Annotated in this window: 28 protein-coding genes and 1 pseudogene; 17 read left to right on the top strand and 12 right to left on the bottom strand. The window is 72.6% G+C overall.

The genetic code is table 11. The features are described 5' to 3' along the window. Nucleotides 1-26: 26 nt before the first annotated feature. Nucleotides 27-488, top strand: coding sequence for a hypothetical protein (locus tag BUS84_RS28295; protein WP_074317093.1), 462 nt, complete (start codon nucleotides 27-29; stop codon nucleotides 486-488). 104 nt (nucleotides 489-592) lie between these two features. On the opposite strand, the gene BUS84_RS28300 is transcribed toward BUS84_RS28295, so the two are convergent. Continuing rightward, nucleotides 593-1,582 carry a GlxA family transcriptional regulator gene (locus BUS84_RS28300; protein WP_074317095.1) on the bottom strand — a complete coding sequence of 330 codons (990 nt, stop codon included), beginning with the start codon at nucleotides 1,580-1,582 and terminating at the stop codon, nucleotides 593-595. Nucleotides 1,583-1,653: 71 nt separating this feature from the next. Here BUS84_RS28300 and BUS84_RS28305 point away from each other — a divergent pair, with 71 nt between their 5' ends. Further along, nucleotides 1,654-2,958, top strand: coding sequence for an MFS transporter (locus BUS84_RS28305; protein ID WP_074317097.1), 1,305 nt, complete (start codon nucleotides 1,654-1,656; stop codon nucleotides 2,956-2,958). Between the two features lie 37 nt (nucleotides 2,959-2,995). Here the strand turns inward: BUS84_RS28305 and BUS84_RS28310 are convergent, their stop codons facing one another. Genes BUS84_RS28310 through BUS84_RS28320 form a run of 3 tightly spaced genes read right to left on the bottom strand, consistent with a single transcriptional unit; the run spans nucleotide 2,996 to nucleotide 4,550 of the window. Next, complete coding sequence (locus BUS84_RS28310; protein ID WP_074317099.1) at nucleotides 2,996-3,700, bottom strand: RICIN domain-containing protein; 705 nt, start codon at nucleotides 3,698-3,700, stop codon at nucleotides 2,996-2,998. Between the two features lie 45 nt (nucleotides 3,701-3,745). Next, complete coding sequence (locus BUS84_RS28315) at nucleotides 3,746-4,030, bottom strand: DUF427 domain-containing protein (RefSeq protein ID WP_074317101.1); 285 nt, start codon at nucleotides 4,028-4,030, stop codon at nucleotides 3,746-3,748. Nucleotides 4,031-4,079: 49 nt separating this feature from the next. Continuing rightward, a complete protein-coding gene (locus tag BUS84_RS28320; RefSeq protein ID WP_208869745.1) occupies nucleotides 4,080-4,550 on the bottom strand; it encodes an aminoacyl-tRNA deacylase in 471 nt (156 codons plus the stop codon). 93 nt (nucleotides 4,551-4,643) lie between these two features. On the opposite strand from BUS84_RS28320, the gene BUS84_RS28325 reads away from it, so the two are divergent. The 4 genes from BUS84_RS28325 to BUS84_RS28340 all read left to right on the top strand — a co-directional run bounded on the left by BUS84_RS28325 (nucleotide 4,644) and on the right by BUS84_RS28340 (nucleotide 8,900). Beyond that, nucleotides 4,644-6,041, top strand: a complete 1,398-nt coding sequence (locus tag BUS84_RS28325; protein ID WP_074317106.1) for an FAD-binding oxidoreductase — start codon at nucleotides 4,644-4,646, stop codon at nucleotides 6,039-6,041. Further along, a complete protein-coding gene (locus BUS84_RS28330; RefSeq protein WP_074317107.1) occupies nucleotides 6,038-7,381 on the top strand; it encodes a class I SAM-dependent methyltransferase in 1,344 nt (447 codons plus the stop codon). Before BUS84_RS28325 ends, BUS84_RS28330 begins: the two co-directional genes overlap by 4 nt. A gap of 90 nt (nucleotides 7,382-7,471) precedes the next feature. Then, the gene (locus BUS84_RS28335; RefSeq protein ID WP_074317108.1) at nucleotides 7,472-8,029 is read left to right on the top strand and encodes a winged helix-turn-helix domain-containing protein; all 558 of its coding nucleotides are present in this window, start codon (nucleotides 7,472-7,474) and stop codon (nucleotides 8,027-8,029) included. Next, the gene (locus BUS84_RS28340; protein WP_074317109.1) at nucleotides 8,022-8,900 is read left to right on the top strand and encodes an SRPBCC family protein; all 879 of its coding nucleotides are present in this window, start codon (nucleotides 8,022-8,024) and stop codon (nucleotides 8,898-8,900) included. Before BUS84_RS28335 ends, BUS84_RS28340 begins: the two co-directional genes overlap by 8 nt. A gap of 92 nt (nucleotides 8,901-8,992) precedes the next feature. On the opposite strand, the gene BUS84_RS28345 is transcribed toward BUS84_RS28340, so the two are convergent. Both BUS84_RS28345 and BUS84_RS28350 read right to left on the bottom strand, forming a co-directional pair. Beyond that, nucleotides 8,993-9,310 carry a helix-turn-helix domain-containing protein gene (locus BUS84_RS28345; RefSeq protein ID WP_074317111.1) on the bottom strand — a complete coding sequence of 106 codons (318 nt, stop codon included), beginning with the start codon at nucleotides 9,308-9,310 and terminating at the stop codon, nucleotides 8,993-8,995. Further along, nucleotides 9,307-9,645: pseudogene (locus BUS84_RS28350) on the bottom strand (type II toxin-antitoxin system RelE/ParE family toxin). Before BUS84_RS28350 ends, BUS84_RS28345 begins: the two are co-directional and overlap by 4 nt. 90 nt (nucleotides 9,646-9,735) lie before the next feature. On the opposite strand from BUS84_RS28350, the gene BUS84_RS28355 reads away from it, so the two are divergent. From BUS84_RS28355 to BUS84_RS28370, 4 genes are all read left to right on the top strand, one after another. After that, nucleotides 9,736-9,969 (top strand): zinc-ribbon domain-containing protein, encoded by a 234-nt coding sequence (locus BUS84_RS28355; RefSeq protein ID WP_074317112.1) that lies wholly within the window; start codon nucleotides 9,736-9,738, stop codon nucleotides 9,967-9,969. 668 nt (nucleotides 9,970-10,637) lie between these two features. Next, complete coding sequence (locus tag BUS84_RS28360) at nucleotides 10,638-13,022, top strand: putative bifunctional diguanylate cyclase/phosphodiesterase (protein WP_244298752.1); 2,385 nt, start codon at nucleotides 10,638-10,640, stop codon at nucleotides 13,020-13,022. 50 nt (nucleotides 13,023-13,072) lie between these two features. Next, a complete protein-coding gene (locus BUS84_RS28365) occupies nucleotides 13,073-13,831 on the top strand; it encodes a MerR family transcriptional regulator (RefSeq protein WP_074317113.1) in 759 nt (252 codons plus the stop codon). A gap of 108 nt (nucleotides 13,832-13,939) precedes the next feature. Then, nucleotides 13,940-14,713 carry a hypothetical protein gene (locus tag BUS84_RS28370; protein ID WP_143728534.1) on the top strand — a complete coding sequence of 258 codons (774 nt, stop codon included), beginning with the start codon at nucleotides 13,940-13,942 and terminating at the stop codon, nucleotides 14,711-14,713. Nucleotides 14,714-14,720: 7 nt separating this feature from the next. Here the strand turns inward: BUS84_RS28370 and BUS84_RS28375 are convergent, their stop codons facing one another. Both BUS84_RS28375 and BUS84_RS38370 read right to left on the bottom strand, forming a co-directional pair. After that, nucleotides 14,721-15,869 (bottom strand): serine hydrolase, encoded by a 1,149-nt coding sequence (locus BUS84_RS28375; protein ID WP_074317116.1) that lies wholly within the window; start codon nucleotides 15,867-15,869, stop codon nucleotides 14,721-14,723. Between the two features lie 78 nt (nucleotides 15,870-15,947). Continuing rightward, a complete protein-coding gene (locus BUS84_RS38370) occupies nucleotides 15,948-16,106 on the bottom strand; it encodes a hypothetical protein (protein ID WP_159451072.1) in 159 nt (52 codons plus the stop codon). 153 nt (nucleotides 16,107-16,259) lie between these two features. Between BUS84_RS38370 and BUS84_RS28380 the strand changes: the two genes are divergently transcribed. Continuing rightward, nucleotides 16,260-16,544, top strand: coding sequence for a putative quinol monooxygenase (locus BUS84_RS28380; RefSeq protein ID WP_074317117.1), 285 nt, complete (start codon nucleotides 16,260-16,262; stop codon nucleotides 16,542-16,544). Between the two features lie 20 nt (nucleotides 16,545-16,564). Here BUS84_RS28380 and BUS84_RS28385 read toward each other — a convergent pair whose 3' ends face one another. Then, entirely contained in the window at nucleotides 16,565-18,115 is a 1,551-nt protein-coding gene (locus BUS84_RS28385) for a gluconokinase (RefSeq protein ID WP_074319185.1), read from the bottom strand. 233 nt (nucleotides 18,116-18,348) lie between these two features. On the opposite strand from BUS84_RS28385, the gene BUS84_RS28390 reads away from it, so the two are divergent. From BUS84_RS28390 to BUS84_RS38375, 5 genes are all read left to right on the top strand, one after another. Next, the gene (locus BUS84_RS28390) at nucleotides 18,349-19,488 is read left to right on the top strand and encodes a hypothetical protein (protein WP_074317119.1); all 1,140 of its coding nucleotides are present in this window, start codon (nucleotides 18,349-18,351) and stop codon (nucleotides 19,486-19,488) included. Nucleotides 19,489-19,544: 56 nt separating this feature from the next. Continuing rightward, nucleotides 19,545-20,072, top strand: a complete 528-nt coding sequence (locus BUS84_RS28395; protein WP_074317123.1) for a WapI family immunity protein — start codon at nucleotides 19,545-19,547, stop codon at nucleotides 20,070-20,072. 129 nt (nucleotides 20,073-20,201) lie between these two features. Next, nucleotides 20,202-21,350, top strand: a complete 1,149-nt coding sequence (locus BUS84_RS28400; RefSeq protein ID WP_074317125.1) for an epoxide hydrolase family protein — start codon at nucleotides 20,202-20,204, stop codon at nucleotides 21,348-21,350. 88 nt (nucleotides 21,351-21,438) lie between these two features. After that, the gene (locus BUS84_RS28405) at nucleotides 21,439-22,239 is read left to right on the top strand and encodes a PPOX class F420-dependent oxidoreductase (protein WP_074317127.1); all 801 of its coding nucleotides are present in this window, start codon (nucleotides 21,439-21,441) and stop codon (nucleotides 22,237-22,239) included. Nucleotides 22,240-22,331: 92 nt separating this feature from the next. Continuing rightward, a complete protein-coding gene (locus BUS84_RS38375; RefSeq protein WP_159451073.1) occupies nucleotides 22,332-23,576 on the top strand; it encodes a hypothetical protein in 1,245 nt (414 codons plus the stop codon). A 30-nt stretch (nucleotides 23,577-23,606) separates the two neighbouring features. Here BUS84_RS38375 and BUS84_RS28415 read toward each other — a convergent pair whose 3' ends face one another. Genes BUS84_RS28415 through BUS84_RS28425 form a run of 3 tightly spaced genes read right to left on the bottom strand, consistent with a single transcriptional unit; the run spans nucleotide 23,607 to nucleotide 25,148 of the window. Then, entirely contained in the window at nucleotides 23,607-24,044 is a 438-nt protein-coding gene (locus BUS84_RS28415; protein WP_074317132.1) for a VOC family protein, read from the bottom strand. A 20-nt stretch (nucleotides 24,045-24,064) separates the two neighbouring features. Beyond that, nucleotides 24,065-24,433, bottom strand: a complete 369-nt coding sequence (locus BUS84_RS28420) for a VOC family protein (RefSeq protein ID WP_074317135.1) — start codon at nucleotides 24,431-24,433, stop codon at nucleotides 24,065-24,067. Next, on the bottom strand, nucleotides 24,402-25,148 hold the full coding sequence (locus BUS84_RS28425; RefSeq protein WP_143728535.1) for a tyrosine-type recombinase/integrase: 747 nt from the start codon (nucleotides 25,146-25,148) through the stop codon (nucleotides 24,402-24,404). The genes BUS84_RS28420 and BUS84_RS28425 overlap by 32 nt, the downstream gene beginning before the upstream one ends. 155 nt (nucleotides 25,149-25,303) lie before the next feature. Between BUS84_RS28425 and BUS84_RS37780 the strand changes: the two genes are divergently transcribed. Further along, on the top strand, nucleotides 25,304-25,504 hold the full coding sequence (locus BUS84_RS37780) for a hypothetical protein (protein WP_074317140.1): 201 nt from the start codon (nucleotides 25,304-25,306) through the stop codon (nucleotides 25,502-25,504). The last annotated feature ends 587 nt before the right edge of the window (nucleotides 25,505-26,091 follow it).

Genomic DNA, 26,091 nt, shown 5'->3' on the forward strand with positions numbered 1-26,091 from the left:
CGGTGGGGCGGGGTTGACTGGGGGACGTGGACAGCGGGGCGCTGCGGCGGGCGTATGGCGGGGTTTTTGCCGAGATCGACGGGGCGGCGTTCGGCCCGCCGCCGGAGGGGCAGCTCAGCGCCGAGCAGATCCTCGCGCACCTGGTGGCCAACGACGAGCTGATGATCCAGGCCACCGAGGCGTTGCTGGCCGGGTCGGGGTTCGCCTACTTCGACCTGAATGACATGCACCGCCCGCAGCTCGACGCGCTGGTCGCCGAGCAGGGTGGCCTGCGTGGCCTGGCCGCGTTGCTGCACGGCACCAGTGACCGCTTGTGCGACCTGGTCGACCAGCTCGGCCTGGCTGCGGAGACCCCGGTCGAGACCCACCTGCGGGAGGGCTTCGACCTCATCGTCGACGAGCGGCTGCCCTGGTCGCGCACCCTGGACCTGCACACCCGGGTCCACCTCCCCAAACACCAGGCGCAACTCCACATGCTCCGCACCTGACCCTCGCCGATCTTGCACTTCCTGCCTCGACAAAGAGGGCACAGCGGGCGAATGCGCGACCGAAAGTGCAAGATCGCGGGCGGGTGGGGCGGGCTCGCGCGGGGTCAGGTCTTTAGGAGCTCGGGGCGGGGGCGGAAGGTGCGGCGGTAGGCGGAGGGGGCGACGCCGATGCGTTGGTGGAGTTGCTGGCGCAGGGCGGCGGTGGTGCCGAAGCCGCAGCGGTGGGCGATCTGGTCGACGGTGAGGTTGGTCGTCTCCAGCAGCAGTCGAGCGTGGTCGGTGCGCTGTTGGAGCAGCCACTGTGCCGGGCTCAGCCCGGTCTCCGAGCGGAAGCGCCGGGTGAAGGTGCGCACGCTCATCCGGGCCTGTTCGGCCAGGTCGCGCAGCGCGATTGGCTCGTGCAGCCGTTGCCGGGCCCACTCGCGGGCGCCGGCGGTGCTGGTGTCGGTGGCCTTGGGCACCGGCCGCTCGATGTACTGCGCCTGGCCGCCGTCGCGCCAGGGCGGCATCACGCAGCGGCGGGCCGCCCGGTTGGCGACCTCGCTGCCGTGGTCGAGGCGGATGACGTGCAGGCAGAGGTCGATGCCGGCGGCCACTCCGGCCGAGGTGAGCACCCGCTCGTCGGAGATGAACAGCACGCCCGGGTCGAGGTCCACCCGGTCGTGCAGCCGGCGGAACTGCTCCGCGTACGCCCAGTGGGTGGTGGCCCGGCGCCCGTCGAGCAGCCCGGCGGCGGCCAGCACGAACGCCCCGGTGCAGATCGACATCACCCGGGCGCCCCGCTCGTACGCCGACCGCAGCGCCTCGGCCACCTCCGGCTCGACGGTGCCCGAGGTCAGCGCGCTGCCGTCGTGGATGCCCGCGACGATCACGGTGTCGGCGGTGTCGAGCAGCTCCAGCCCGTGGTCCGGGAGCACCTGGAAGCCGGCGGTGCTGCGGACCGGCTGGCCGCCCGGGGTGCACACCCGCACGTCGTAGAAGGAGCTCCCGTCGGCGCCCCGGGCGGTGCTGAACACCTGCGACGGGGTGCCGAGGTCCAAGCCGACCACCTGGTCGAGGGCGAGTACGGCGATCCGGTGCGGGCGTACGGTCATGGCCCGATTATTGCGCACGATGGCTTTCCGGCCACTCGTGGCTGCCGGCGGCGCCGCCCAGACTGATCCGCGTGACTAAGAACCGCCGCCTGCACCCCGCCTGGCTGGTCGCCGCCATCGCCTTCGTGGCGCTGGTCGGCGCGGCCGGCTTCCGCGCCACCCCCTCGGTGCTGCTGCACCCGCTGCACGAGGAGTTCGGCTGGCCGCTGGCCACCATCTCCGCGGCCGTTTCGGTCAACCTGCTGCTCTACGGGCTCACCGCGCCGTTCGCCGCCGCGCTGATGGACCGGTTCGGTATCCGCCGGGTGGTCTCGGTGGCGCTGCTGCTGGTCGCCGCGGGCAGCGGGCTGACGGTCTTCATGACCGCCTCCTGGCAGCTGCTGCTCTGCTGGGGCGTGCTGGTCGGGCTGGGCACCGGCTCGATGGCGCTGGCCTTCGTGGCCACCATCACCGGGCGCTGGTTCGTCCGACGGCGGGGCCTGGTCACCGGGGTGTTGACCGCGGGTGGGGCGGCCGGGCAACTGGTCTTCCTGCCGCTGATCGCGGTGCTGGTGCGCGACCACGGCTGGCGTACGGCGGCACTCGTCGTGGCCGGAGCCGCGCTGGCGGTCGTACCCCTGGTGGTGTGGCTGCTGCGCGAGCACCCGGCGGATCTCGACCTGCCCGCCTACGGCGCGAGCGAGGTCGTCGCGGCGCCGCCGGCGACCGGCGGCGCGGCGACCCGGGCGCTGGGTGCGCTCGCCACCGCGGCCCGGACCCGGCCGTTCTGGCTGCTGGCCGGCGGGTTCGCGATCTGCGGCGCGACCACGAACGGCCTCGTCGGTACGCACTTCGTGCCGGCCGCGCACGACCACGGCATGGCCGAGACCACCGCCGCCGGGCTGCTCGCCCTGGTCGGGCTCTTCGACATCGTCGGCACGATCGCCTCCGGCTGGCTGACCGACCGGGTCGACAGCCGGCTGCTGCTCGGCGCCTACTACGCGCTGCGCGGGGCGTCCCTGCTGCTGCTGCCGAGCCTGTTCGCCGGCACCGCCAAGCCCAGCATGCTGGTGTTCATCATCTTCTACGGCCTGGACTGGGTGGCCACCGTGCCGCCGACCGTGGCGCTGTGCCGGGAGTACTTCGGCACCGCCGGGGCGGTCGTGTTCGGCTGGGTGTTCGCCGCCCACCAGCTCGGCGCGGCGGTCGCCGCGACCGGCGCGGGCCTGGTCCGGGACCAGCTCGGCGACTACGCGATGGCCTGGTACGTGGCCGGCGGGCTGTCGATCGGCGCGGCCGGGCTGTCGTTGCTGCTGCGCCGGCGGCCGGGCCGGCCGGTGCCGGAGGCCGTCCTGGTCGCCGCGACCGCGCCCCGGGCCTGGAGCTTCCGGGGTTGAGGCGACGCGGCGCGAGCGCCGCCGGCCAGCCGGGCGGTCAGCCGAGGGTCCACTGCTGGGCGGGCCGGCCGTCGCAGGCCCGCTGCCGGACGTCGTCGCCGGCCTCGTCGCCGTCGTCGTCGGCCTGCCCGCACTTGCCGCTGTGCACCGCGACCAGCAGCACCGGGCCGGTGCCGGTGGCGGTCAGCCGCCACTGCTGGTTGGCCCCGCCGTGGCAGGGGAACTGCAGCATCCGGGCGCCGTCGTCCCCGCTGCCGCCCTCGACGTCGAGGCACTGCCCGTGGGCGGCGTTGGTCAGCGTCACCACGTCGGCGCCGGCCGGGTTGAGCACCCACTGCTGCTCCGGGCCGCCGGTGCAGGCCGCGAGCTGTGCCTGCGCCTCCTCGTCGGCGCCGTCGAGCCCGAGGCAGAGCCCGGAGGCGGCCCGCAGCACCCTGGGGCCGGTGGCCGGGGCGGCCGGCGTGGTGGCCGCCGGGGTCGGCGACGGGGCGGTCGTGCTCGGTTCGGCGGCCGGGGTGGTGGGCTCCGCGGCGCTGGACGGCGCGCCGACCGTCGCCGGGACGACCGGCTCGTCGCCACCGCCGAACGCCCCGGTGGCGAAGACCACCCCCAGGATCACGCCGACCAGCCCGACCGCCAGGGCCACCCGCAGCAGCGGGTCGGCCAGGGGGCCGGGGCGGGCTGTGCGCCGACCGCCGTAGACGGTGCCGGCGGGGTCGGGGCGTTCCTCGGGCGCGGACATACGCGCCATCCTCACCCACGTCGGCGGGCCGGTGCCAGTCCGCCGTCAGTCGACGACCCGGACGTCCTTCCAGAACGCCACCCGGTCACGCACCATCTCGGCGTCGGGCTTCGGCTCCGGGTAGTACCAGACCGCGTCCGCGCTGGTGCTGCCCTCGTGCTCGAGGGTGTAGTAGGAGGCGGTGCCCTTCCACGGGCAGACGGTGTGCGTCGCGGACTCGCGGATCAGGTCGTCGCGCAGGGCGGAGCGGGGGAAGTAGTGGTTTCCCTCCACCAGCACGGTGTCGTCGCTCTCGGCGACGACCAGGTCGTTCCACACGGCTTTCGGCATACGACCAACACTAGGCCGTGGCACCGACGGCGACAGCGGTCGCGACGGCTCAGCGGGTCGGCTGTGGATCGGTGACGTCGGCCACGGTGGCCGCGAGCGCGGTGATCGCGGCGTCGGCGTCGACCGCGACGGCGAGGCCGCGCTCGCCGGCGCCGAGGGTGATCTCCCGGCCGCGCAGCCGCTCGTCCGCGATCACCGGCCAGGCGGTGCTCGCGCCGAACGGGGTGATGGTGCCGCGCTCGTAGCCGGTGGCGGCGAGGGCGCCCGCCGCGTCCGGCATGGACATCCGGTGCACCCCGAGCAGGGCGCGCAGCTTGGGCCAGGAGACGACCCGGTCGCCGGGGGTGAGGACGAACAGGTGGTCGTCCGCGCCCCGGCGGACCACGATCGTCTTGACCACGTCGGGCACGGCCACGCCCCGGACGGCGGCGGCCTCCGCCAGGCTGCCGACCGCGCCGTGCGGGATCAGCCGGTAGGGCAGTCCGGCGGAGTCCAGGGCGGCGATCGCGGGCGACGGCATGCACGCCACGGTAACCGCCGGGCCTGCCAACGGACGGGAAATGGCCACCGTCGACATCCCACGGTTTCCGGGGTACGGGCGTAAGGTGATCACATGCGCGCGGAGCGTGTGGATCACTCGGTTGACCATGATCAAGCGGTGGACACGCTGCGGCGGTCGTACGCCGCGGTGCCCACGGGCGAGCCTGTCCGGCTCGCCAAACGCACCTCTAACCTGTTCCGCCCCCGGTCCGCTCCCCGGACCCCGGGGCTCGACGTGAGCGGCCTCGGCCGGGTGCTGTCGGTCGACCCGACCGGTCGCACCGCCGACGTGCAGGGCATGTGCACGTACGAGGACCTGGTCGACGCGACGCTGCCGCACGGGCTGATGCCGCTGGTGGTGCCGCAGCTACGCACCATCACCCTGGGTGGGGCGGTCACCGGCCTCGGGATCGAGTCGACCTCCTTCCGCAACGGCCTGCCGCACGAGTCGGTACGGGAGCTGGACGTACTCACCGGCTCCGGCGAGATCATCACCGCCCGGCCGGAGGGCGAGCACGCGGACCTGTTCACCGCGTTCCCCAACTCCCTGGGCAGCCTCGGCTACGCCACCCGGCTGCGCATCGAGCTGCAACCGGTCGGCCGGTACGTGGCGTTGCGCAACATCCGGTTCACCCGGTTGGAGGCGCTCACCGACGCGATCGCCGAGGTGACCGCGACCCGGTCCTGGGCCGGCGAACCGGTCGACGCGATGGACGGGGTGATGTTCAGCCCCGGCGAGGCGTACCTGGTGCTGGCCACGTTCACCAACGCGGCCGACCCGCCCAGCGACTACACCGGCCAGGCGATCTACTACCGGTCGCTGCGCCAGCGCACCCGTGACGTGCTCACCGCGTACGACTATCTGTGGCGCTGGGACACCGACTGGTTCTGGTGCTCGGCGGCGTTCGGCGCCCAGCACCCGGTGGTGCGGCGGCTCTGGCCGGCGCGCTACCGGCGCAGCGACGTCTACCACCGACTGGTCCGGCTCGAGCACCGGCACCAGGTGGCGGCCCGGATCGACCGGCTGCGCGGCCAGCCGGCCCGGGAGCGGGTGGTGCAGGACGTGGAGATCCCGCTCGAACGTACCGCCGACTTCCTGCGCTGGTTCGCCGGCGCGGTGGGGATGAACCCGGTGTGGCTCTGTCCGTTGCGGTTGCGTGAGCCGGCGGGTCCCGGCTCTGCGCGGTCCTGGCCGCTGTATCCGCTCCGGCCGGGGCAGGACTACGTCAACATTGGGTTCTGGGGGAGCGTGCCGATCGCGCCGGGCGCCGCCGACGGCGACATCAACCGCACGATCGAACGCAGGGTGTCGGAGTCGGGCGGGCACAAGTCGCTCTACTCCGACGCGTATTACGACCGGGACGCCTTCGATCGCCTCTACGGCGGCGACACGTGGCGCGCGGTGAAGGACCGCTACGACCCGGACCACCGGCTGACGGGACTGTACGAAAAGGCGGTAGCACGAGCATGAGCCTGACCGACCGAGATCAGGGGGCGGCGAGCGTCCCCGCCACCCCGCCGGCGGGGGGCCGGCGAACGGGTCCAACCGTGGCGGACGTCGTCCGCGCGGTCACCGCTGGGCCGCTGCCGGTGCGGATCACCGGGTACGACGGCAGCGCCCTCGGCCCGTCCGACGCCGGCATTACCCTGTCGATCCGCACCGAGCGGGGGCTGTCGTACCTGCTCACCGCCCCCGGCGACCTGGGCATGGCCCGGGCCTACGTCAGTGGTGACCTGGCGTTGCAGGGGGTGCACCCGGGTGACCCGTACGAGGCGCTGCAGGTGCTCAAGGACGAGCTGCGGCTGCGCCCACCGTCGCTGGCCGAGGGGCTGACGCTGGTCCGCGGGCTGGGCTGGGAGCGGCTGCTGCCGCCGCCGGCCCCGCCGCAGGAGGCGCAGCCGCGCTGGAAGCGGGTGATGAACGGGCTGCGGCACTCGCGGGTCCGGGACAGCACGGCCATCTCGCACCACTACGACGTCTCCAACGCCTTCTACGAGAAGGTGCTCGGCCCGTCGATGACGTACACCTGCGCGGTGTTCCGGTCTCCAGAGGACACGCTGGAGCAGGCTCAGGCGTCGAAGTACGACCTGGTCGCCGGCAAGCTGGCGCTCAAGCCGGGGATGCGGCTGCTCGACGTGGGCTGCGGCTGGGGCGGCATGGTCCGGCACGCCGCGCGCGAGTACGGCGTCAAGGCGCTCGGGGTGACCCTGTCGAAGGCGCAGGCGCAGTGGGCGCAGGCGGCGATCGAACGGGAGGGGCTGACCGAGCTGGCCGAGGTGCGGCACCTGGACTACCGGGACGCGCCGGCGGAGCAGTTCGACGCCATCTCCTCCATCGGGTTGACCGAGCACATCGGGGTGCGCAACTACCCGGCCTACTTCGCGGCGCTGCGGGACCGGCTCCGGCCGGCCGGGCGGTTGCTCAATCACTGCATCACGCGGGCGGACAATCGCGCGCCGCACCGCTCCGGCGCGTTCATCGACCGGTACGTCTTTCCCGACGGGGAGCTGGCCGGCCCGGGTCGGCTGATCAGCGAGGTGCACGACTCCGGGCTGGAGGTGCACCACGAGGAGAACCTGCGGCAGCACTACGCGCTGACGCTGGCCGCCTGGTGCCGCAACCTGGTCGAGCACTGGGACTTCTGCGTCTCGGAGGTGGGCGCGGGCACCGCCCGGGTGTGGGGGCTGTACATGGCCGGGTCGCGGATGGCGTTCGAGCGCAACGGCATCCAGTTGCACCAGGTGCTGGCCACCCGCAACGAGCCGGAGGGCAGGAACAGCTACCCGCTGCGCCCCGACTGGCTGCCCTGACCGTCGCCGCCTGAAGCCGCGCCGACGATCGGCGCGGCTTTTGGCGAACCCATTGACAAACAAATTTTGTACGTACAAACTGATTTTGCCATGAGAGACGTCCTGTACCTGGAACAGATCGAGCAGGCCGAGGTCCTGCTCAAGCCGCAGCGCGTCGAGGTGCTGCGGCAACTGGCCGAGCCGCGCACCTGCACCGAGGTCGCGGCCCGACTCGACCAGACGCCACAGCGCGTCTACTACCACGTCAAGCAGCTCGTCGCGGCCGGCCTGGTCGAGCTGGTCAACGAGCGCAAGGTCCGCGGCATCACCGAGGGCATCTACCAGGCCGCCGCCCGCTCCTACTGGCTCTCGCCCCGCCTGGTTGGCCGGATCGGGCTGCGGCGGGCCCGCGACGAGCTGAGCCTGGGCTACCTGCTGGACCTGATGGAAGAGGTCCAGGCCGACATCGCCGCCCTGGACCGGGCGGCGCCCGAGCTGCCCTCGATCGGGGTCTCCGGCGAGATCCGGGTGCCGGCGGAGCAACGCCAACAGTTCCTGCATGACCTGCAAACCGCACTTCAAGACCTGTTCACCCGCTACGGCGGCAGCGAAGGAGATGCCTTCAAACTCGCCGTGGCCTGCTATCCGAAAGGGAACGACCATGAGTGAACCGTTGAAGGTGCAGGCCCGCCTCTCCGCGCCCGTCGGGCGCGTCCGCCAGGCCCTGACCGATCCGGCCGAGCTGCGACTCTGGCTGTCCGAGCACGCCGAGGTCGAGCTGCCCCAGCGGTACGAGTTCTGGGGCCGGTACACCCCCGACGGCGACGCCCCGCACCAGCGGCTGCTGCACGCCGACGACGACACGTTGCGCTTCACCTGGCTGCTGGACGGCGTGGAGACCACCACCGAGTTCCAGCTGGCCGCCGAAGGCCCCGACAGCACCGTGCTGACGCTGACGCAGAGCCACTTCGACTTCGCCGAGGCGATGAGCGGCTCCAGCATCCGCGGTGTGCTCCAGACCTACTGGTCGCTGGCCATCGCCAACCTGGCCTCCCACCTCGAGGGCCGGCCGCTGCTGCCGCGGACCGATTTCACCTCCGCCGACCTGCGCGGCGAGCTGGTCATCGCCGCCCCCGCCGACATGGTGTGGCAGTCGCTGACCGACTCCGAGCAGGCCAGCGCCTGGTTCGGCTACCCGATCGGCATCGAGCCCTGGGTCGGCGGCCGGTACGCCATGGGCGGCTTCGACGCCGGGTACGCGGCCAAGGTGGTCGACCTGGAGCCGGGCCGCAAGATGTCCATCGACTGGGGACCCACCGGCGTCACGACCTGGGAGCTGGCCGAGTCCGGTGGCCGGACCACGCTGACCTTCGTGCAGAGCGGCTTCGACGAGGGCAACCCCCCGTACGCGGCCTGGACCGGGTCGGTGGCCGGCCTGTCGGAGCTGCGCCGCTTCCACGAGGTGCCCGACTGGCAGCCGATCTGGCTCGCCGCCGACGTGCCCGGCCTGGATCCCGAGCCCACCGCAGCGGCTGGCTGACGCGGTAACAGCCCTTGCGAGCGCCGGCCCACCCACCACGGGCCGGCGCTCGCCGCGCGTCCGGCCGGCGGGGTCCGGTCTCCGCCGGTGGCTCAGGCGATGGTGGCGATGTCGCCGTCATCGAAGTAGATGGCCTGGTGCAGCCGGCCGCCGAGCGCGGCAGCGTACCGGGCAACGACGTCCTGACCGGAAATCCGGCCCTGCTCGATCTGGGACACCCGGCCCTTGGTCACGCCCATCCGCTCGGCGATCTGTTGTTGAGTGAAGCCACGGGCGCGTCGCACCTCCGCGAGACGGTGCCCGACGACCTGCGCGAGCAACTCCTCCTTGCCCGCTTGGACAGCCGCCTCGCCGCCGGCGCGCTGCACGTACTCCGCCCGGATGTCCGTCCACCGCACGTGACCACTCACCGCTGTCCCCCCTCCTGTTGTGCGAGTTCCTTCAAGTAAATCTCGTAGCGTTGTTCGGCGAGCGGGATGGCCTGTCGATATCAACTCGACCACTGGCCCGCCTTGTCCCCGGCAACGAGCAGAATGCTCGCCCGCCAGGGGTCGAAGACGAAGAGGATGCGGACCGTGCCCGGCCCCAACTCCTTCAGGTTCGCTATCGACGATCCGGTGATCGTGTCGGCCAACGGCCGGCCCAGCCCCGGTCCGGCTTCGGCGAGCGCGTCGATTGCCTGCACAACCCGGGCGAACGTCGCTTGGTCCAGGCTGGCGCACCGAAGCAGTATACCAATTGCTATACCTGGCTGGCTGCGTCAGCAGCTCACCGCCGTTGCGATTCGCTGGCCGGATTCGGTGACTTATCCGCCTGAAGTGGGTACTGGCGTGCGATGTTCTTCATCTTTGGTCTCCGTACCAAGGTCGACCGATCGGGTGTTGTTCAGCAGGTCTGCCGCAACTGCGGCAACCACGCCGCGCAGGTGATCACCCGTCGGTCGACCAAGTTCACCCTCTTCTTCATCCCGCTCATCCCGATCCGCACCCGGTATGCACAGCAGTGCACCTTCTGCGGGGCGCAGTACGAGATCTCCAAGTCCGACGTCGACCGTCTCCCGGTCGGCTGAACCGCCGATGGCCCGCTTCCTCTGCTGGCTGATCCGCCGGCCACCGCCGCCGTCCGGCCCTCCGGTGCACACCGCCCCTCGCCCGCCCTGCACTCCCGGGCGGCGAAAGCGCCACCGCGCCCGCCGTCCGCTGGCCGGCACCAGGCTGCCCCGCTCACCCTGGAACCGCTCCGCCGGCCGCTGACCGCATCGGTTGCGCACCCACCTCCACCGGTGTGCGCCGTCCATCCGACTGTCGGGCGCCTCGTGTCAGAAAGGGCGTTGGCCGGCACCGGTGCTCGCCGTGCTCTGGCCGGGGCGGGTGTCACCCTCGGGTCCTGTCGAGCGCCCCGTATGTGGGGCACCGGGCACGACCAGCCCAGCCGGACGGATACAACCACCGGCGGGTGCAGCCGCGGAGCAATCGGGGCCAGCCCGAGCAAGCCGGGCCACCGGACCGGAGAAGCCTCGCCGTCCAAGCCTCTCGGCATGCCCCGTTCCTGGGGCAGCTCGACAGGAGCGCGTACCAGAGGAGGGCCGACCCGGCACTTCCTCCTGTGTGGCCGGACCGGCTGGATTTGCGCGGCCGTCCGGTCCCTGGCGGGTACCTCGTGCGCTGACTAGGCTTTTGGGGTTTGCCGTGGACCGGTCCGCCGAGGGTGCACGCACGACGAAGAGCCGGAGCGACCGTGTCGCCACAGGACGTGAAGCAGGCTGCGGGGGACCGCACCCCCGCCGAGCCGAACGGCGTGCCACCCGCACCCGGTGACCCGACCGATCCGGCGCCGGCCGCAGGAGCGCCGGCAGCCCGGGAGACGACGGGCGGACAGGCGATCAGTGTCGCGCTGGCGCGGTCGGGCCGCGCCGGGTTGCTCCTCGCGGGCGCGGTCCTGGTCGCGGAGGCGTTCTGGCTGGTTGCCGCGCTACCCGGCGCCGCGCTGGTCAGCGACCTGGGCGCGCTGCTGGTCGCCGGTTGGGCCACCGTCGCCTGCGCCGGGGCCGCTCGCCGTCAACCAACCCCACTGCGCCGGTTCTGGACGCTGCTCGCGGCCACCATGGCGCTCGCCGCGCTCGGTCGGGCGATCTGGACGGCGCAACGGCTCGGCGGTGGCGATCTGCCGCACACGCCGCTGGTCGGGGCGGTCTTCATCGCCGGCATCCTTACCGGGACCGCAGCGCTGCTCTGTTTCCCCTCCGCGCCCCGGACCGCGGTCGGGCGGGCCCGGACGCTGCTGGACGGGGTGATCGTGGCGCTGGCCCTGGTGCCGATCGGCTGGGTGCTGGTGTTCCGTGGTGTCGCCGCGGCCGAGCTGGCCGACCCGGCGCGCACGCTGGGGCTGCTCTATCCGATGTTCGACCTGATGCAGCTCACCATCCTGGTCGCGGTCGTCGGCCCGGCCCGGCCGGTGTGGCGGCCGTTGGGCGTGCTCGCGGCCAGCCTCACCATCCGGGTGGTCGCCGACGTCGGGTACGTCTCGCTGGTCGTGCGCGCCGACTACGCCGCCGGTCACCTGATCGACCTGTGCTGGCCACTGAGCTACCTGCTGATCGGCCTCGCCGCCCGGTACCCGCCGCCGCCGGACTGCGACGGCACCGACGACACCGCCGACTCGTCGCCGCCGCCGTGGTGGCGGGTGGCTCTGCCGTACCTGCCGGTGGGTGGGGCGATCATCGCGGTGGTGCTGGCCCGCCGGCCCACCGGGCAGACCCCGCAGCTGATCTTCGTGACGATGATGGCGCTGCTCGCGGCCCTCGCGGTACGCCAGGGGCTGGCCGCCAACGAGAACCTGCGCCTGGTGGTCAGGCTGCGCCGGCTCGCGTACGGCGACCAGCTCACCGGGCTGCCCAACCGGCTGTTGTTCAACCGGCGGCTGCGCACGGCCCTGCGCGACGGCCGGCCGGTGGCCGTACTGCTGCTGGACCTGGACGGGTTCAAGCAGGTCAACGACCGGTTCGGGCACGCCACCGGCGACACCCTGCTGACCGGGCTGGCGGCGCGGATGCGTGCCGCAGTCAACGGCGACGGCACCATCGCCCGGCTCGGCGGCGACGAGTTCGCGGTGCTGGTCCACGGCGACCGACCGGTGCCCCCGGAGCAACTCGCCGAGCGGCTGCTGAACGCCCTGCAACCCTCCGACGGAGACGAGGACGTCGGCGTGCACCCGTCGGCGAGCATCGGCATCGCCGAGTACGGCCCGCAGCACGCCTCCCACACCGACCTGCTGCGCGACGCCGACATCGCCATGTACGCGGCCAAGGCGGCCGGGAAGTCCGCGCACCGGACGTGCACCCCGGCGCTGCGCGAGTCGGCCGTCTCGCGGGCCGAGCTGATCGCGGACCTGCGCCGGGCCGTCGACGAGCAGCAGCTGCACCTGGAGTTCCAACCCATCGTCGACCTGGCCACCGGCGCGGTCCGCAGCGCCGAGGCCCTGGTGCGCTGGCAGCACCCCCGGCTCGGGATGCTGCCGCCGGCCCGGTTCCTGCCGCTGGCGGAGGAGACCGGGCTGATCCTGCCGATCGACCGCTGGGTGATCCACGAGGCGTGCCGGGCCGCGGCGACCTGGCGGGACCGGGCGCCGGAGGCGACCGTCGCGGTGAACATCTCCGCGGCGCACCTGCGCCGGCCGGACCTGATCGCCACGGTCACCGAGGCCACCGCCGAGGCCGGGCTGGCGCCGCGCGCATTGACCCTGGAGCTGACCGAGTCGGCGCTGATCGAGGGGACCGACGCGGTGCTGGAGCGGCTGCGCCAGCTCCGGGAACTGGGCATCGGCATCGCCATCGACGACTTCGGCACCGGCTACTCGTCGCTGAGCTACCTGCACCGCATCCCGGCCACCGAACTGAAGATCGACCGTTCGTTCGTGGCCCGGCTGGGCGCGGACGACCGGGCGTACGCCACGGTGGAGATGGTCACCCGGCTGGCCGACGCGTTCGACCTGGCGGTGGTCGCCGAGGGGGTGGAGACCGAGCGCCAGCACGCGGTGGTCACCGCGATCGGCTGCCCGCGCGGCCAGGGCTATCTGTACGGGCGGCCGGACGGCCCCGGCACGGTGGGTCAGAATCGGGCTTGACCCTCACGTAACGGCAGGCGGGAGCCTGGTTCCCGGAAGGGAGGGAAACCATGGCGTACACGGTGGGTCAGGTGGCGAAGGTCGCCGGCGTGACGGTACGGGCGCTGCACCACTACGACCAGATCGGGCTGCTCTCGCCGAGCGGGCGGACCACGACCGGCTACCGCCGCTACGACGACACGGACCTGGAACGGTTGCAGCTCGTCCTGTACTACCGGGAGCTGGGTTTCCCACTGGAGGAGATCGCCGCCATCATCGACGACCCGGCGGCCGACCCGGCCGCGCACCTGCGCCGCCAGCACGAGCTGCTGACGGTACGGATCAAGCGGTTGCAGGAGATGGTCACGGCGATCGAGTTCGCGATGGAGGCGAGCAAGTTGAACATCCAACTCACCCCGGAGGAGCGGTTCGAGGTCTTCGGCGACTTCAACCCCGAGGAGCACGAGGCCGAGGCCGAGCAGCGCTGGGGCGACACCGACGCGTATCGGGAGTCGAACCGGCGAGCGTCGCGCTACACGAAGGACGACTGGCTGCGGATCAAGGCGGAGAACGAGGACTGGGGCCGGCGGATCGTCGCGGTGCTGGCCTCGGGCGTCCCGGCGGACAGTCCGGAGGCGATGGAGCTGGCCGAGGAGCACCGGCAGATCATCAGCCGTTGGTTCTACGAGTGCTCGTACGAGGTGCACACCGGGTTGGCCGACATGTACATGGCTGACGAGCGGTTCACCAGGCACTACGAGAACATCGCCCCGGGTCTGGCGGCGTACCTGAACGAGGCGATCCACGCCAACGCGATCAGCCGCGCCTGATCGGCCGGGAACAGCGGTCGGTGCGGTCCGGCTACTCTGGCCGGACCGCACCGCGGTCAGCGTCGATCGGCCACCGGCCGGCGGGCGCGCCGCTCGGGGGAGATGACCGTGAACAAGCCGAAGCTGGTCGCCGCGGGCGCTGTCCTGGCCGTGGGGATCGCCGCCGGGGTGTGGGCCCTGGTCGTCGGGGGCGACGAGCCCGACGCGGGTCGACCGGCGGCCGGCGCGTCACCCGCCCCGGCCGCGACCGACCCGGTCAGCGTGCTGGTCGCCGCCGCGGCGAAGGTCGACCAGCAGACCTACAAGCTGACCCTGGGCGCCGGCGGGGACGGCACGGTGGTGCTCTGGGACCCGAAGGCGCGGCGCGGCCTGGAGACCACCTCGCTCAAGGTGCCCGCCGGCGAGGTGAAGATCGAGCGGCTGACCACCGGGCCGGACGTCTACGTGCGGGTCACCGCCCCGGACCGTCGGATCCCGGTCTGGGACGGCCGCACCTGGTGGCACGTCGGCGCCCCGGGCGCGCCGGCCGCCAAGCAGGGTCTGGACAACACCCGGCTGGCCGGCACGTTGACCGCGCCGGCCGAGGTCCGGCAGACCGGCGTCCGGGAGTACGCCGGCACGTTGGACCTGCGCGAGAGCGGCGCGGTGCTGGGCAGCGGGGTCGCAACCGTGCTCGGCGACCGGGCCGCGGCGGTGCCGTTCACCGCGACCGTCGACGAGCAGGGGCGGTTGGTCCGCTACCGGATCGAGCTGGCCAGCGAGCAGTCGCAGACCGCGCGGCTGGACCTGACGTACTCGGACTTCGGGCTGCCGGTGACGGCCGATCCGCCGGCGGCGGACCTGGTCGGTGAGGACCCGCCGCCGAACATCCCCGGCGCCTGAGCCCGGTTCACTCCTCGTACGCCCCCTCCGCCGGGGTGATGAGGAAGTCGTAGACGGTGCGGGCCATCCGGCGGACCGTTTCGTCGCCGGTGTCCATCGGCCCGGCGGTGAGGAACGCGACGGCGGTCTCCGAGCCGGGGATCAGGTAGTAGCCGACGTCGTGCGAGGCGTCCGGCAGGTCACCGGTCTTGTGCGCCACCGGCACCCCGGGCGGCAGCGCGGCCGGGATCTTGGTGTTGAGGGTCTGCTCCCGCATGAAGCCGATCATCAGGTCTCGGGAGGCGGGGCTGAGGATCTCTGCTTCCCAGACCGCGCCGAGTAACGACACCACGTCGTCGGGGCTGGTGTAGTTCTCCTCGCCGCGCAGGGCGGCCGCGCTGTCGAGCATCCGGCGGGCCAGGATGGTGGACCGCTGGTTCATCGAGTCGATCAGCGCGTTGACCGGGGCGAACCCGCCCAGGTAGGTGATCAGCACGTTCGCGGCGATGTTGTCGCTGTACTTGATCAGGTACTGGGCGAGCCGGCGCAGGGTCACCACCTGCGGGAACGTCTCGAACTGCAGCTGACCGGTGCCACCGACCACGTCGGCCGGGGTGACCAGCACGCCGTCGTCGAGGGAGACCCGTCCACAGTCGACCCGGCGGAGCAGCTCGACGAGGATCCACAGCTTGATCACGCTGGCCGCCTTGGGGCGGAGCGCGCCGTTGACCGCGATCTGCTGATCGCCGTACCGGCCGGACAGGTCCCGGACGGTGACCCCCGACGGGTTGAGGTTCGCGTCGGCGACCACCCGGGCGAGCTGCCCGCCGAGCGGGAACAGCCGGGCTCCCGCGACCGGATCGGTGGGCGGCTGCCGGCTGGTGACCACCACGCCGGTCAGCTCGGTCGTCCGGTGGTGGCGCCGGATCACCGCAAGCGTGCCCTGGCTCCGCCCGACCAGCGGCACCCGGTAGCGGTAGCTCCTGTCCCCGACGGTGACCTCGCCGCTGGCGACCCCGGCGGCGACGCGCATGTCCGGGTCGGCGACCCGGCCGGTGTCACCGTCGCAGGCCCGGTACCGCACGGTGTGCCCGAGCGAGTCCACCGCGAACACCCCGCCGGGGAACGACAGCCAGGACACCTCGCTGGTGGGCGCCCGCTCCGGCGTCGGCTCCACACCGGGCTCGTCCCCTTGCTCGGCCGCGTCCCCCGGGCCGGGCGCGGACCCTGGCTCGGCCTCGTACCCCGGATCGGCCTACTGGCTCGGCTCGGCCGCCGGCCCCGGGTCGGGGTTGTCCGAGGTGGCCGGCCCGGTCGTCGCGACCACGGCGAGCACGACCGCCGCCGCCATCCACCGCAGGCGTACGCGGGCGAACGGTTGGGAAGATGAAGACTTCTTGTCGCTTTTCCTCACGTTTGCACGATATGAAACGCGGGAGGTGGGTGGGGTCGTCGGGGCTGGCGTCAACCGTCTGGGCGGTCATGTCCCGATGACCGTCATACCTCACCGGTATGAATATGACCCTGCGGTATCAAACGCAGCAGAAGCACCAACCCCGGAGGGCACATGTTGATCATCGCGGGCAGTCTGCACGTCGACCCGGCCGGGCGCGACGACTATCTGTCGGGTTGCGGGGACGTCATCGCGCAGGCCCGTGCGACCGCCGGCTGTCTGGACTTCCTGCTCGCGGCCGACCCACTGGACCCGGGCCGGATCCACGTCTACGAACGCTGGGAGTCCCCGGAGCAGTTGGCGGCGTTCCGCGACTCCGGTCCCAGCGACGCGCAGACGGTCGCCATCCTCGACGCCGACGTGCACCGCTACCTGATCTCCAGCGTCGAGGCACCCTGATCCGGGAGTCGGCCGGCCGGCTATGCCGGTGGCGCCGCGGGGGAGTGCTCCGTGGGCAGGCCGGGCGCCAGCCGGCGCATGGAGAAGAACGTGGGCGCCAGCGCTTCGTACAGCTCGGCGAAGAGCGGCAGCAGCGACGCGTACGTGGCCGCGGCGGCCGGGTCGGGGCGGACGGTCTCCTCGATCTGCGCCAGATCGGTGGCCACGTCGATGCTGGGGATCAGCCCCAGCGCCTGCATGCCGAGCAGGGCAGCGCCGAAGCCCGACCCCTCGGGCCCGGCCGGGAAGCTCACCGGCAGGCCGAGCACGTCGGCGAGCATCTGCCGCCACAGGCCGCTGCGGGCGAAGCCACCGCCGGCCCGGATCTCGCGGACCTCGTTGCCGGCCGCGCGCACGGAGTTGAGCACCAGCGCCAGCTGCTGGCAGACGCCCTCGAGCGCGGCCCGTATCAGGTGCTCCCGGCGGTGCGCGTAGGTCAACCCCACGTACGCGCCGCGCGGCAGCGCGCTCCAGTGCGGCGCCCGCTCGCTGTGCAGGTAGGGCAGCATGATGAGCCCGCCCGAGCCGACCGGCGCCCGGGCGGCCAGCGCCACCAGCTCCTCCTCGGAGCGCTCGCCCAGGTCCGGGGCGAGCGCTTCACCGGCCCAGCGGAGCACGATGCCGCCGTTGTTGATCGCGCCGCCGACCACCCAGCGGTCCTCGGTCAGCGCGTAGCAGAACACTCCGCCGAGCGGGTCTACGCCGGGCCGTTCGACCATCACCCGCATCGCGCCGCTGGTGCCGATCGTGCAGGCCACCATGCCGGGGCGCACCGCGCCGAGGCCGAGGTTGGCCAGCGGCCCGTCGCCGGCGCCGACCACGACCGGGATGCGCTGCGGCAGGCCGGTCGCCGCCGCAGCCTGTGCGGTGAGCCCGGGCAGCACGGTGGTGGTGGAGACCAGTTGGGGCAGCTGCTTTTCGGTGATGCCGGCGATGGTCAGCGCCTCGCTGTCCCACTTCAGCTTGTGGATGTCCATCAGGCCGGTGCCCGAGGCGACGGAGTGGTCGGTGACCAGCGTGTCGCAGAGCCGCAGCAGCACCCAGTCCTTGATGCCGACCCAGTGGGCGACCCGTTCGAAGAGCTGCGGCTCCTGCTCGGAGTACCAGAGCAGTTTGGGCAGCGGCGACATCGGGTGCATCGGCGTCCCGGTCCGTCGGTGCAGGGCCAGGCCGGACGGCACCGCCCGCAGGCGCTCGGCCTGCCGGGTGGCCCGGGCGTCGGCCCAGGTCACCGATGGGGTCAGCGGGCTGCCGGCCGGGTCCAGCCCGATCAGGCTGTGCATGGCGGAGCCGAACGACAGCCCGGCCACCGGCTCGGTCAGCTCGGCCATCACGGCGCGGATCGACTGCAGCACCGCGTCGAGGATGAGCTGCGGGTCCTGCTCGGCGTACCCGGGCTGGGGGTTGTCGAGCGGGTAGCCGACCGATTGGCGGGCGAGTTGCCGGCCATCGGTGTCGTACGCGACGGTCTTGGTGCTGGTGGTGCCGATGTCGACGCCGATCACGACCCCGGGCCGGGTGTCCTGCGGCACGATCGTCACCCCCTCCGTACAGGTGCCGCGGCGTCGCTCCTCGGCTGCGGCTGACGTTACCGAGACAGCGGCCACCCCCGGAAGGGCACGCGGGAAGTCGCGCTATCGCCCGATCGTTCGGTTTGCTCCAACGATCGGTTAGTTCGACCCGTTCTGGCGTGTCCGGGTGGCGCGCCGCCGCTGTTAACACGTGTGACACCCCGGTTGGTGGCCTGCGCGACGAAGGAGTCGGCGTGGCAAAGACTGATTCGACGGGTTCCACATGGCGGTACCGGTGGGCGCGCCGGCAGAACGTTCGGCGGGTCAGCACGTTCCGCGGCGCGGAGGCGGCGTGGCGGCGACGCGACGACGAGTTACGGCGGCTGCGTGCCCTGGCCGCTGAGTTCCAGGGCTCCGTGGCGGCCGGTGCCGGCCTGCCGCTGGAGCTGGCCGACGACGAGGTGGTGCTCTGGGCGCTGCCGGCCGCGCAGTTGGTCGAGGTGCGGCACACGACGGTGCTGCCCGCGCCGGATCTCACGGTCGCTCCGCCGTCCGGGCCGCTGCGCCCGCGCCGTCCGGACGGTGTCCGGGTCGCCGACGCTGGCATGGCGGTGATCACCAGCCGTCGGTTGGTGCTGCTGGGCGGTCGCGGCCGGCGCGACTGGGCGTACGGCCGGATGACCGGCCTGGCCCACGACCCGGCGGCGCCGGTCACCCTGATCCAGGTGCTGGACCGGCGGCGTACCTCCGGGCTGATGCTGCCCACCGACGCGGCTGCGGACTTCCGGTTCAAGCTCACCCTGGCCTTCGCCGACGCGATCGAGCAGCGTGCCGCGGTGCTCGCCCAGCTCGACGAGCTGATCGCCGAGCACGCCCAGCTCAAGCCGTTCCGCCCGGCCGTGGCCACGCCCGGGCAGGCCCGGCTCTCCGCGCTGGTGCCCGGTGGGCGCCGGACGGTCGCGGTGGCCGCGGCGGTCGCGATCCTGGTGCCGGCGGCGCTGATCGAGTCCGACCCGTCCGACCCGACCGGTGGCAGCGAGGTCGCGGTCGCGGCCACCCCCGCGCCCACTCCCAGCGTGGTCCCGGCGTTGGTCCGCCCGGCGGCCCCACCGCCGGCGCCCCGCACATCGGCGAAGCCGCCGCGCCCGTCGCCCACCACGACACGCGACCCGCGCTGCGGCGCGCCGGTCAATCCGTTGGGGTACGACTTCTGCAGCGGCACGCGCATCCGCCGGCCGGCAGCCGAGGTGTGTGACTGGTTCGACTGTGTGCCGCAGTTCTGGGCCGGCCGGGGCTATCTGGTGCAGTGCCGTGATGGCTCGGTCAGCCTGACCGGCGGTCGGTCGAACGCCTGCGCCGAGCATCGAGGCGTGCGGCGAACCGTGACGAAATGACCGTTTAATGCCGGTTCAGGCCCCGCCCGTCGGCTTCGGTCGGCCAGAATCACCGGGTGGAGATCCGGTCCGACGACGGCGCCCGGGTGAGGATCAGGCCGGTCGGCTACCAGCCCGGCATCGACCCGCCCGACGATCCCGACCGGGCCGCGCCCGGTTGGCACGACTGGCTGCTCATCGAGGTGGACGCCCGCACCGCCGACGGTCAGACCTGGTCGCACCACTACCCGAGCCTGATGGTCGAGGAGGCCCGCGCGCTGGGCGGCTGGCTGCGCGGGCAGGCGAAGGCGGCCGTCGGGCCGAGCCCGCCACCGGCGATGGTCCGCTTCACCGAACCCAACCTGGCCCTGCGGACCCGGGTGATCCGCCGTCGCCGGCTGGAGCTGATCGTGGAGTTCTCCGCCGAGTCGCTGCCGCCGTGGATGCGCCGGCCGCCCACCGCGATCTATCCGCTCATCCTCACCGTCTCGGCGGACGCGCTGGCCGTGGCCGCCGAGCAGTGGGCCGAGCACTGCGAGGCGTACCCGCCACGCGCACCGTCGCGGTTTCCGGCCCGAGGTCCGTTGCCCGGCCCGCTCGGGTAGGGTGATCGTCGTCAGCCACGAGAGGAGGTGAGCCCGGTGATTACCAATCGTCATTCCTGGGCGCTCTTCTCGGCCGTCCCCCTCAGCTGACCTCTCGCGTCGGGGAGCGCCCTCCTTATCGGAGGATCAATGTCCTACTCCCCGTTCCGCATCGACGTACCCGATGCGGTCCTCGACGACCTGCGGGCCCGGCTGGCCCGTACCCGTTTCACCGACCGCAGCGGCGACCAGCCGTGGCAGGGCGGCGCCGACCCCGACTACCTGCGGGACCTGGTGTCCTACTGGCGCGACGGGTTCGACTGGCGGGCCCGCGAAGCCGAGCTCAACGCCTACCCGCACCACCTGGCCGTCGTCGGCGGCCGCAAGCTGCACTTCCTGCACGTCCGCGCGGTCCGTCCGACCGGCGCGCCCGCGCCGCTGCCGCTGATCCTCAGCCACGGCTGGCCCAGCAGCTTCGTCGAGATGCTGCCGCTGGTCGACCGGCTCACCGACCCCGCCCGGTACGGCGGCGACCCCTTCGACGCGTTCGACGTGGTGGTGCCGTCCCTGCCCGGGTTCGCCTACTCGGAGCTGCCGAAGGAGCCGCTGACCCGGGCGGTGCTGGCCCGTACGCTGCACGAGCTGATGACTGATGTGCTCGGCTACCGGCGCTACGGCGCCTTCGGCGGGGACGTCGGCGGGGTGGTCACCGGTTGGCTCGGTGCTCTGTACCCGGAGCAGGTGGCCGGCATCCACATGATCCATCCACCGTTCCCGGCCAGCTTCGACGCCCGACCGCTGTCAGCGGCCGAGCAGGAGTACCTGGACGCCGAGGCCGCGTACGACGAGACCGACGGCGGCTACAGCGCCATCATGGGCACCCGGCCAGACACCCTCGCGGCGGCGCTGGTCGACTCACCGGTCGGGCTGGCCGCCTGGCTGGTGGACAAGTACCGGGACTGGAGCGACAACCACGGCGACCTGGCGAACAGCTTCGATCGAGACACCCTGCTCACCATCATCACGCTCTACTGGGCCACCGGCACGATCGGCTCGTCATTCCGGCAGTACTTCGATTTCGACCACAACACCCCGCGACCCGACATCACCGTGCCCGCCGCGTTCACGGTGAGCACCGAACCCTCGCAGGCCAACCTCCCCCGGGAGATCGCCGAGCGGGCCTGCACCGACATCCGGCACTGGAGCGAACCGGGCCGGGGCGGGCACTTCATGCCGCTGGAGGAGCCGGACCTGCTCGCCGGTGAGATGCGGCAGTTCTTCACCTCGCTGCGTCCGTAGGGACCACCGGTGGAGCCGGGCTGTTCGTCGGCCCGGCTCCACCGCCGTTCGGCTGTCACGTTCAGCTGGGTGGACTCGTCAGGGATGTATGAGAACAATCGTGCGGCCCACCGCCGCCCTGCTCGGCCTGGCCAGCGCGGTCGCCGGGGTGTGGGCGCTGCTTTCGCCCGCCTCGTTCAGCACGTGGGCCGACTTTCCGCCACACCGGCACTTCGTGCACGACATCGGCGCCTTTCAACTCGGCATCGGCGTGACCCTGCTGCTCGCCACCATCTGGGCCGACGCCCTCACCGTGGCGCTGGCCGGCTACGCGGTCGGCGGGACGGCCCACACGGTGGTGCACGTCGTCGACCGCGATCTCGGCGGCGCCACCGGGCAGACCCTCGCCATCGCCGGTGCCGTGGTGGTGGCCGGGGTGGCGTTCGCGTACCGGTGGCGGGAACGCGGGTGGGTGCTCGGCACGGTCGAACCGGCCGGTGTGCCGGAGCTGACCCCGTTCGGTGCGCAGAAGACCGTCCTGCTGACCACGTACCGCCGCGACGGCCGCCCGGTCGCGACGCCGGTGAGCATCGCCGTGGCCGGCGACCGGGCGTACGTGCGCAGCTTCGAACAGGCCTGGAAGACCCGGCGGATCGGCAACAACCCGACGGTCACCGTGGCGGCCTCGACCGCCCGGGGCGTGCCGACCGGACCGGCGGTGCAGGCCACCGCCCGCCGGCTGACCGGCCCGGAGTACGACGCCGCCGCCCGCACGCTGCGCCGCAAGTACCCGCTGCTGCACGGGGTGCTCGTGCCACTGATGCACCGCCTCGGGCGGCGCAGGACCGGCCGGACCGTCCACTTTGCGATCGTCCCCGCTGAGGCGACGGCACGGCTTGAGATGCTCTAGCCTGTCAATTCTCTCCTTTCGGGAACAAAGGGAAGCATCGATCCCGTCGGCGTTGCCTGTCTCGTACATGAGCGGTTGTACCGCGTGTGACCGTGACCTCACGCCCCACCGCGACACCATCCCGTTGGCGGATCACCTGGGCCGAGCGCGAGAACGAGCGGCGACGGCGCGCGTACCGCGGCGAGACCGACGCCTGGCTCCGCCGCAAGGACCACCTGACCCGGCTGCGGATCGAAGCCGCCGGGTTCCTCGGGTGTACGCAGCCGCGCACCGGCCTGCCGGTGGACCTCGCCGACGACGAGCTCGTCTTCCGCGTACTCCCCATCGTGGAGCTGGTCGAGGCCGAGGCGCGACACGTCACCGGACTGCCGACGCCAGGCCCCGTCACCTTCGCCGACACACCCACCGGCGCCCTGCCGAAGGGCCTGCGGGTCGTCGACGCCGGCGCGGCCATCGTGACCAGCCACCGGGTGGCCTTCGCCGGTCGCGAGCACCGACGCGAATGGCGGTACGCGGATCAGGCCGCCGCCGCCCACCACCCCGACGTCCCGCTCACCCTGCTGCACACCACCGACCGCAGCCCGCTCGCCGGGCTGCTGGTGCCGGCCACCGCGGCGGTGAACGCCCGCTTCTACCTCACCCTCGCCATCGCTGCCGCCGCCGGGGAACGCGCCGCCGTCACCGCGCGGCTCGACGCCCTGCTGGACGCCCACCAGCGCACCCGGCCAACGCCGCTGCCGTTTGCTGTGCCGCAGGAAGCGCCGTTGACGGCGCTGCGCCCCGGTCGCCGGGTGGTCGCCGTCGCCACCGTCGCGACGGTGGTGTTCGCGACGCTGGGCCCCGGCGCACTCGGGCCCGAGCAGGCACGCACCGTGCAGCGGGCAGAAGAGACCGCTGTCACCACCCCAGACGCTCCGACGGCTGTCGACGCCCTCGTCCCGGCCCTTCCCGTCGGCCCGGTGGCGCCGGAGCCGGGGAGGGCCGGGTCGGTCGGCCGTACGGTGCCGGCCCGAACCACCGGCGGCGCGCCGGACGGCCCATCAAGCACCACTGCCGTCCGGCCGGCGGTCCCGGATGTGCCCTCCCCGTCCACCGCGGTGGACCCGCCGACCGCTCCGAGCCCGTCCGCGAGTTCGGCGCCGACGCCCGGTCCGGCTCTGACCACTGACCCGCCCCCGGTCGGCCGCCCGGCCCTGCCCAGCACATCGGCCTCGCCCACTGCTTCGGCCTCGCCTAGTCCATCCCCATCGCCGGACGCCGCCCTGATCACGCTCTGCCTGGATCCCCTTCAGCTACCGCTGCTGGACCGGCTGCTCTGCCCTCCGACCGAACCGTGACGCGCTGGTTTGCCGCCCTACTTGGGTGGCTCAGCCGGTGGCGCCGAAGTCGGGGACGGTGATGGTGCCGTCCTCGGCGAGGGGGAAGCCCGGGTTCCAGGCGATCTCCCACACGTGACCGTCGGGGTCGGTGAAGTAGCCGGCGTAGCCGCCGTAGAAGGTCTCCCGGGCCGGTTTGGTCACCTCGGCGCCGGCGGCCACCGCCGCGGCAATCACCTCGTCGACCTCGGCCCGCGAGCGGACGTTCTGCGCCAGGGTCATGCCGCCGAAGCCGCCGGTGCCCGGATCGTCGATGCCCGCGTCGGCGGCCAGCTTGTCCCGGCCCCAGAGCACCACCGCCAGGCCGCCGGCCTGGAAGAAGACCGTTTCCTCGACCTCCTGGCCGCGCCAGCCGAGGTGTTCGTAGAACGCTCTTGCACGCGCCACGTCGGTGACGCCGAGGGTGACCAGGCTGATCCGCTGCTCCATGTCGAAAACCTAACGCGTGATCACTCGGGGGCGTGGCAGACGGCTTCGACGTTGTTGCCGTCCGGGTCGCGGACGAACGCGGCGAAGTAGGTCGGGTGGTACTCCGGCCAGACCCGGGGCGCGTGCAGCACCTCCGCGCCGGCATTTACGGCCGCATCGTGGAACGCCTTGACGGCGGTCCGGTCGTCGGCGGTGAAGGCCAGGTGCAGCTCGCGGGCCTCGCCGGGCGGTGCGGTCGGGCCCAGCCAGAAGACGGGACGGTCTCGGCCGTAGCCGACGACGTTCGGGAACTCCAGCAGGCGGCGGCCGCCGAGCGGGGCGAGCACGGCGTCGTAGAAGACGGCGCTGGTCGGCACGTCACGAACCTGGACTGACAGGTGGTCGATCATCGCGGGCTCCTCCAGGCGTCACCGGGCAGGGCTGACGCCACGCTAAGTGCCCGGCGTTGTGCCGCAGGTCGGAGATGTTCAGGCCGGTGGCCTCGGAGACCCGCAGGCCGAGCGTGGCCAGCATGGTGACCAGCATCCGGTCCCGCTCCGCCGTACGCCGCATCGGGGAGCCGTAACCCCACCGGTCGACGGCGGCGTCGGCGGCCCGCAGGAACGCTCGGACCTCGGCGACGGTCAGCCCGACGGTGGCGGAGTAGTCCCGGTTGACCGGCGTCCGCTGAACCGCGGCAACTGGGTTGCGCGCGGTGATGTCGGCATCGATGAGGTAGCGGTACCAGCTGGACAGGGCGGCCAGCCGCCGGTTGAAGCTGGCCGGACTGGGTGGGGGTGTGTGGCGCTGCAGCAGGGCGACGTAGGTGTCGACGTCGGAGCGGGTGACCTGCAGCGGATCGCGGCCGACTGAGCGGAGCCACGTGAGGTAGTGGCCGAGATCGCGCAGATAGGCCCGCCGGGTGTGGGGGGAGCGTCGCGAGGTCAGCCAGGCCAGCGTCGAGTCCTGGGGAGCCCACCAGGTACCGGGCCAGTCGTCCGGCAGCGGCAGCGCGTCCACCGCGCGATGGGTCTGCACGGTTAGCTCCACCGGGGTCACCGGCGCAGGGAGTAGTTGCCCGAGGCTGCGGCCGAGGCCGCTGGAGGTGCCTGCGGGGGTGCTCACCCGCGTCAGGGTAGAGCGCGATGACCAGTGATAAGCGCGATTATCACTGGGAAGCTTGAACGTGTCCTCCGCCGCCGGAATCCTGCGGAGCAGGGCGGAGTCAGCCGACCATCCACCTCTCAAATGCAGGGGTGTGACCACTGAAAGGCTGACCGTTGACCAACCCCACCGTCCGCGGCCTCTGGCTCGCGATCGCCACCCTGACCGCCGGCATCGTCGCCGCCACCGCAGGGCTGCTCGCCTGGGCCGGCGGGATGAACCCACCCACCGCGATCCTCACCGCCGGCGGCGCCTTCGCCGGCACCCTCCTGCTCATCCTCACCGCGGTGCGGTTCGCCACCGGCCAGCCAGAGTGACGACTTGTTGCCCCGCCCTCGCCGTACGGTGCTTACCAGCACCCCAGGTCGTCGGGTATCCGCCGGGCGCCCCGGTCGGCGCGCGTCGAGCGGGTCAGCCCGGCGATTCCGTCGGCGCCGGTACCGGGTTAACCACCGCTGCGCGGTCCGCGGTGGCACCTGGGCCTCGCCAGCCGCGCTGGGCAGCGGCACTCGGTCCTCCAGGTGCGGGCGCAGCACGCGCCAGCGGCCCAGCCGTAGCTTCCAGCGAAAAATCAACGCTAAGGCGTTGATCCAGGAGGGCGAACTGCTGGCCGCGTGGGGAGCGAAGCGGCGCGGGCGCCGGTCCCGAGACAGCGTGTGGCCGGCACCCACCCCCTGGGTGCCGGCCGTGCTGCGCGTCGTCGACGGTGCGGTGCGGCAGAGGTGGCACATGGCCGTCGACGCGCGACCCCTTGTCTGGTGCATCGATCGGGCGCCGCCGGTAGTGACGGGTTCGCGAGGCAGAGGCCCGGCAGATCGTGGAGGCGGCGATCCGCAGGGAGGCGGCGGCGAAGAACCGTCCGGCGGATTTGATCAACATCGCGCTGGAGAAGGTGGTGGAGGCC

The organism is Micromonospora cremea, from assembly GCF_900143515.1.
GTDB classification, from domain to species: Bacteria; Actinomycetota; Actinomycetes; order Mycobacteriales; family Micromonosporaceae; genus Micromonospora; species Micromonospora cremea.

What these genes read in the sequence shown, in the direction of transcription:
- BUS84_RS28300 (WP_074317095.1), bottom strand. Translation starts at nt 1,582, where the DNA reads ATGACCGTACGCCCGCACCGGATCGCCGTACTCGCCCTCGACCAGGTG.
- BUS84_RS28310 (WP_074317099.1), bottom strand. Translation starts at nt 3,700, where the DNA reads ATGTCCGCGCCCGAGGAACGCCCCGACCCCGCCGGCACCGTCTACGGC.
- BUS84_RS28315 (WP_074317101.1), bottom strand. Translation starts at nt 4,030, where the DNA reads ATGCCGAAAGCCGTGTGGAACGACCTGGTCGTCGCCGAGAGCGACGAC.
- BUS84_RS28320 (WP_208869745.1), bottom strand. Translation starts at nt 4,550, where the DNA reads ATGCCGTCGCCCGCGATCGCCGCCCTGGACTCCGCCGGACTGCCCTAC.
- BUS84_RS28325 (WP_074317106.1), top strand. Translation starts at nt 4,644, where the DNA reads ATGCGCGCGGAGCGTGTGGATCACTCGGTTGACCATGATCAAGCGGTG.
- BUS84_RS28330 (WP_074317107.1), top strand. Translation starts at nt 6,038, where the DNA reads ATGAGCCTGACCGACCGAGATCAGGGGGCGGCGAGCGTCCCCGCCACC.
- BUS84_RS28335 (WP_074317108.1), top strand. Translation starts at nt 7,472, where the DNA reads ATGAGAGACGTCCTGTACCTGGAACAGATCGAGCAGGCCGAGGTCCTG.
- BUS84_RS28340 (WP_074317109.1), top strand. Translation starts at nt 8,022, where the DNA reads ATGAGTGAACCGTTGAAGGTGCAGGCCCGCCTCTCCGCGCCCGTCGGG.
- BUS84_RS28355 (WP_074317112.1), top strand. Translation starts at nt 9,736, where the DNA reads ATGTTCTTCATCTTTGGTCTCCGTACCAAGGTCGACCGATCGGGTGTT.
- BUS84_RS28365 (WP_074317113.1), top strand. Translation starts at nt 13,073, where the DNA reads ATGGCGTACACGGTGGGTCAGGTGGCGAAGGTCGCCGGCGTGACGGTA.
- BUS84_RS28380 (WP_074317117.1), top strand. Translation starts at nt 16,260, where the DNA reads ATGTTGATCATCGCGGGCAGTCTGCACGTCGACCCGGCCGGGCGCGAC.
- BUS84_RS28400 (WP_074317125.1), top strand. Translation starts at nt 20,202, where the DNA reads ATGTCCTACTCCCCGTTCCGCATCGACGTACCCGATGCGGTCCTCGAC.
- BUS84_RS28405 (WP_074317127.1), top strand. Translation starts at nt 21,439, where the DNA reads ATGAGAACAATCGTGCGGCCCACCGCCGCCCTGCTCGGCCTGGCCAGC.
- BUS84_RS28415 (WP_074317132.1), bottom strand. Translation starts at nt 24,044, where the DNA reads ATGGAGCAGCGGATCAGCCTGGTCACCCTCGGCGTCACCGACGTGGCG.
- BUS84_RS28420 (WP_074317135.1), bottom strand. Translation starts at nt 24,433, where the DNA reads ATGATCGACCACCTGTCAGTCCAGGTTCGTGACGTGCCGACCAGCGCC.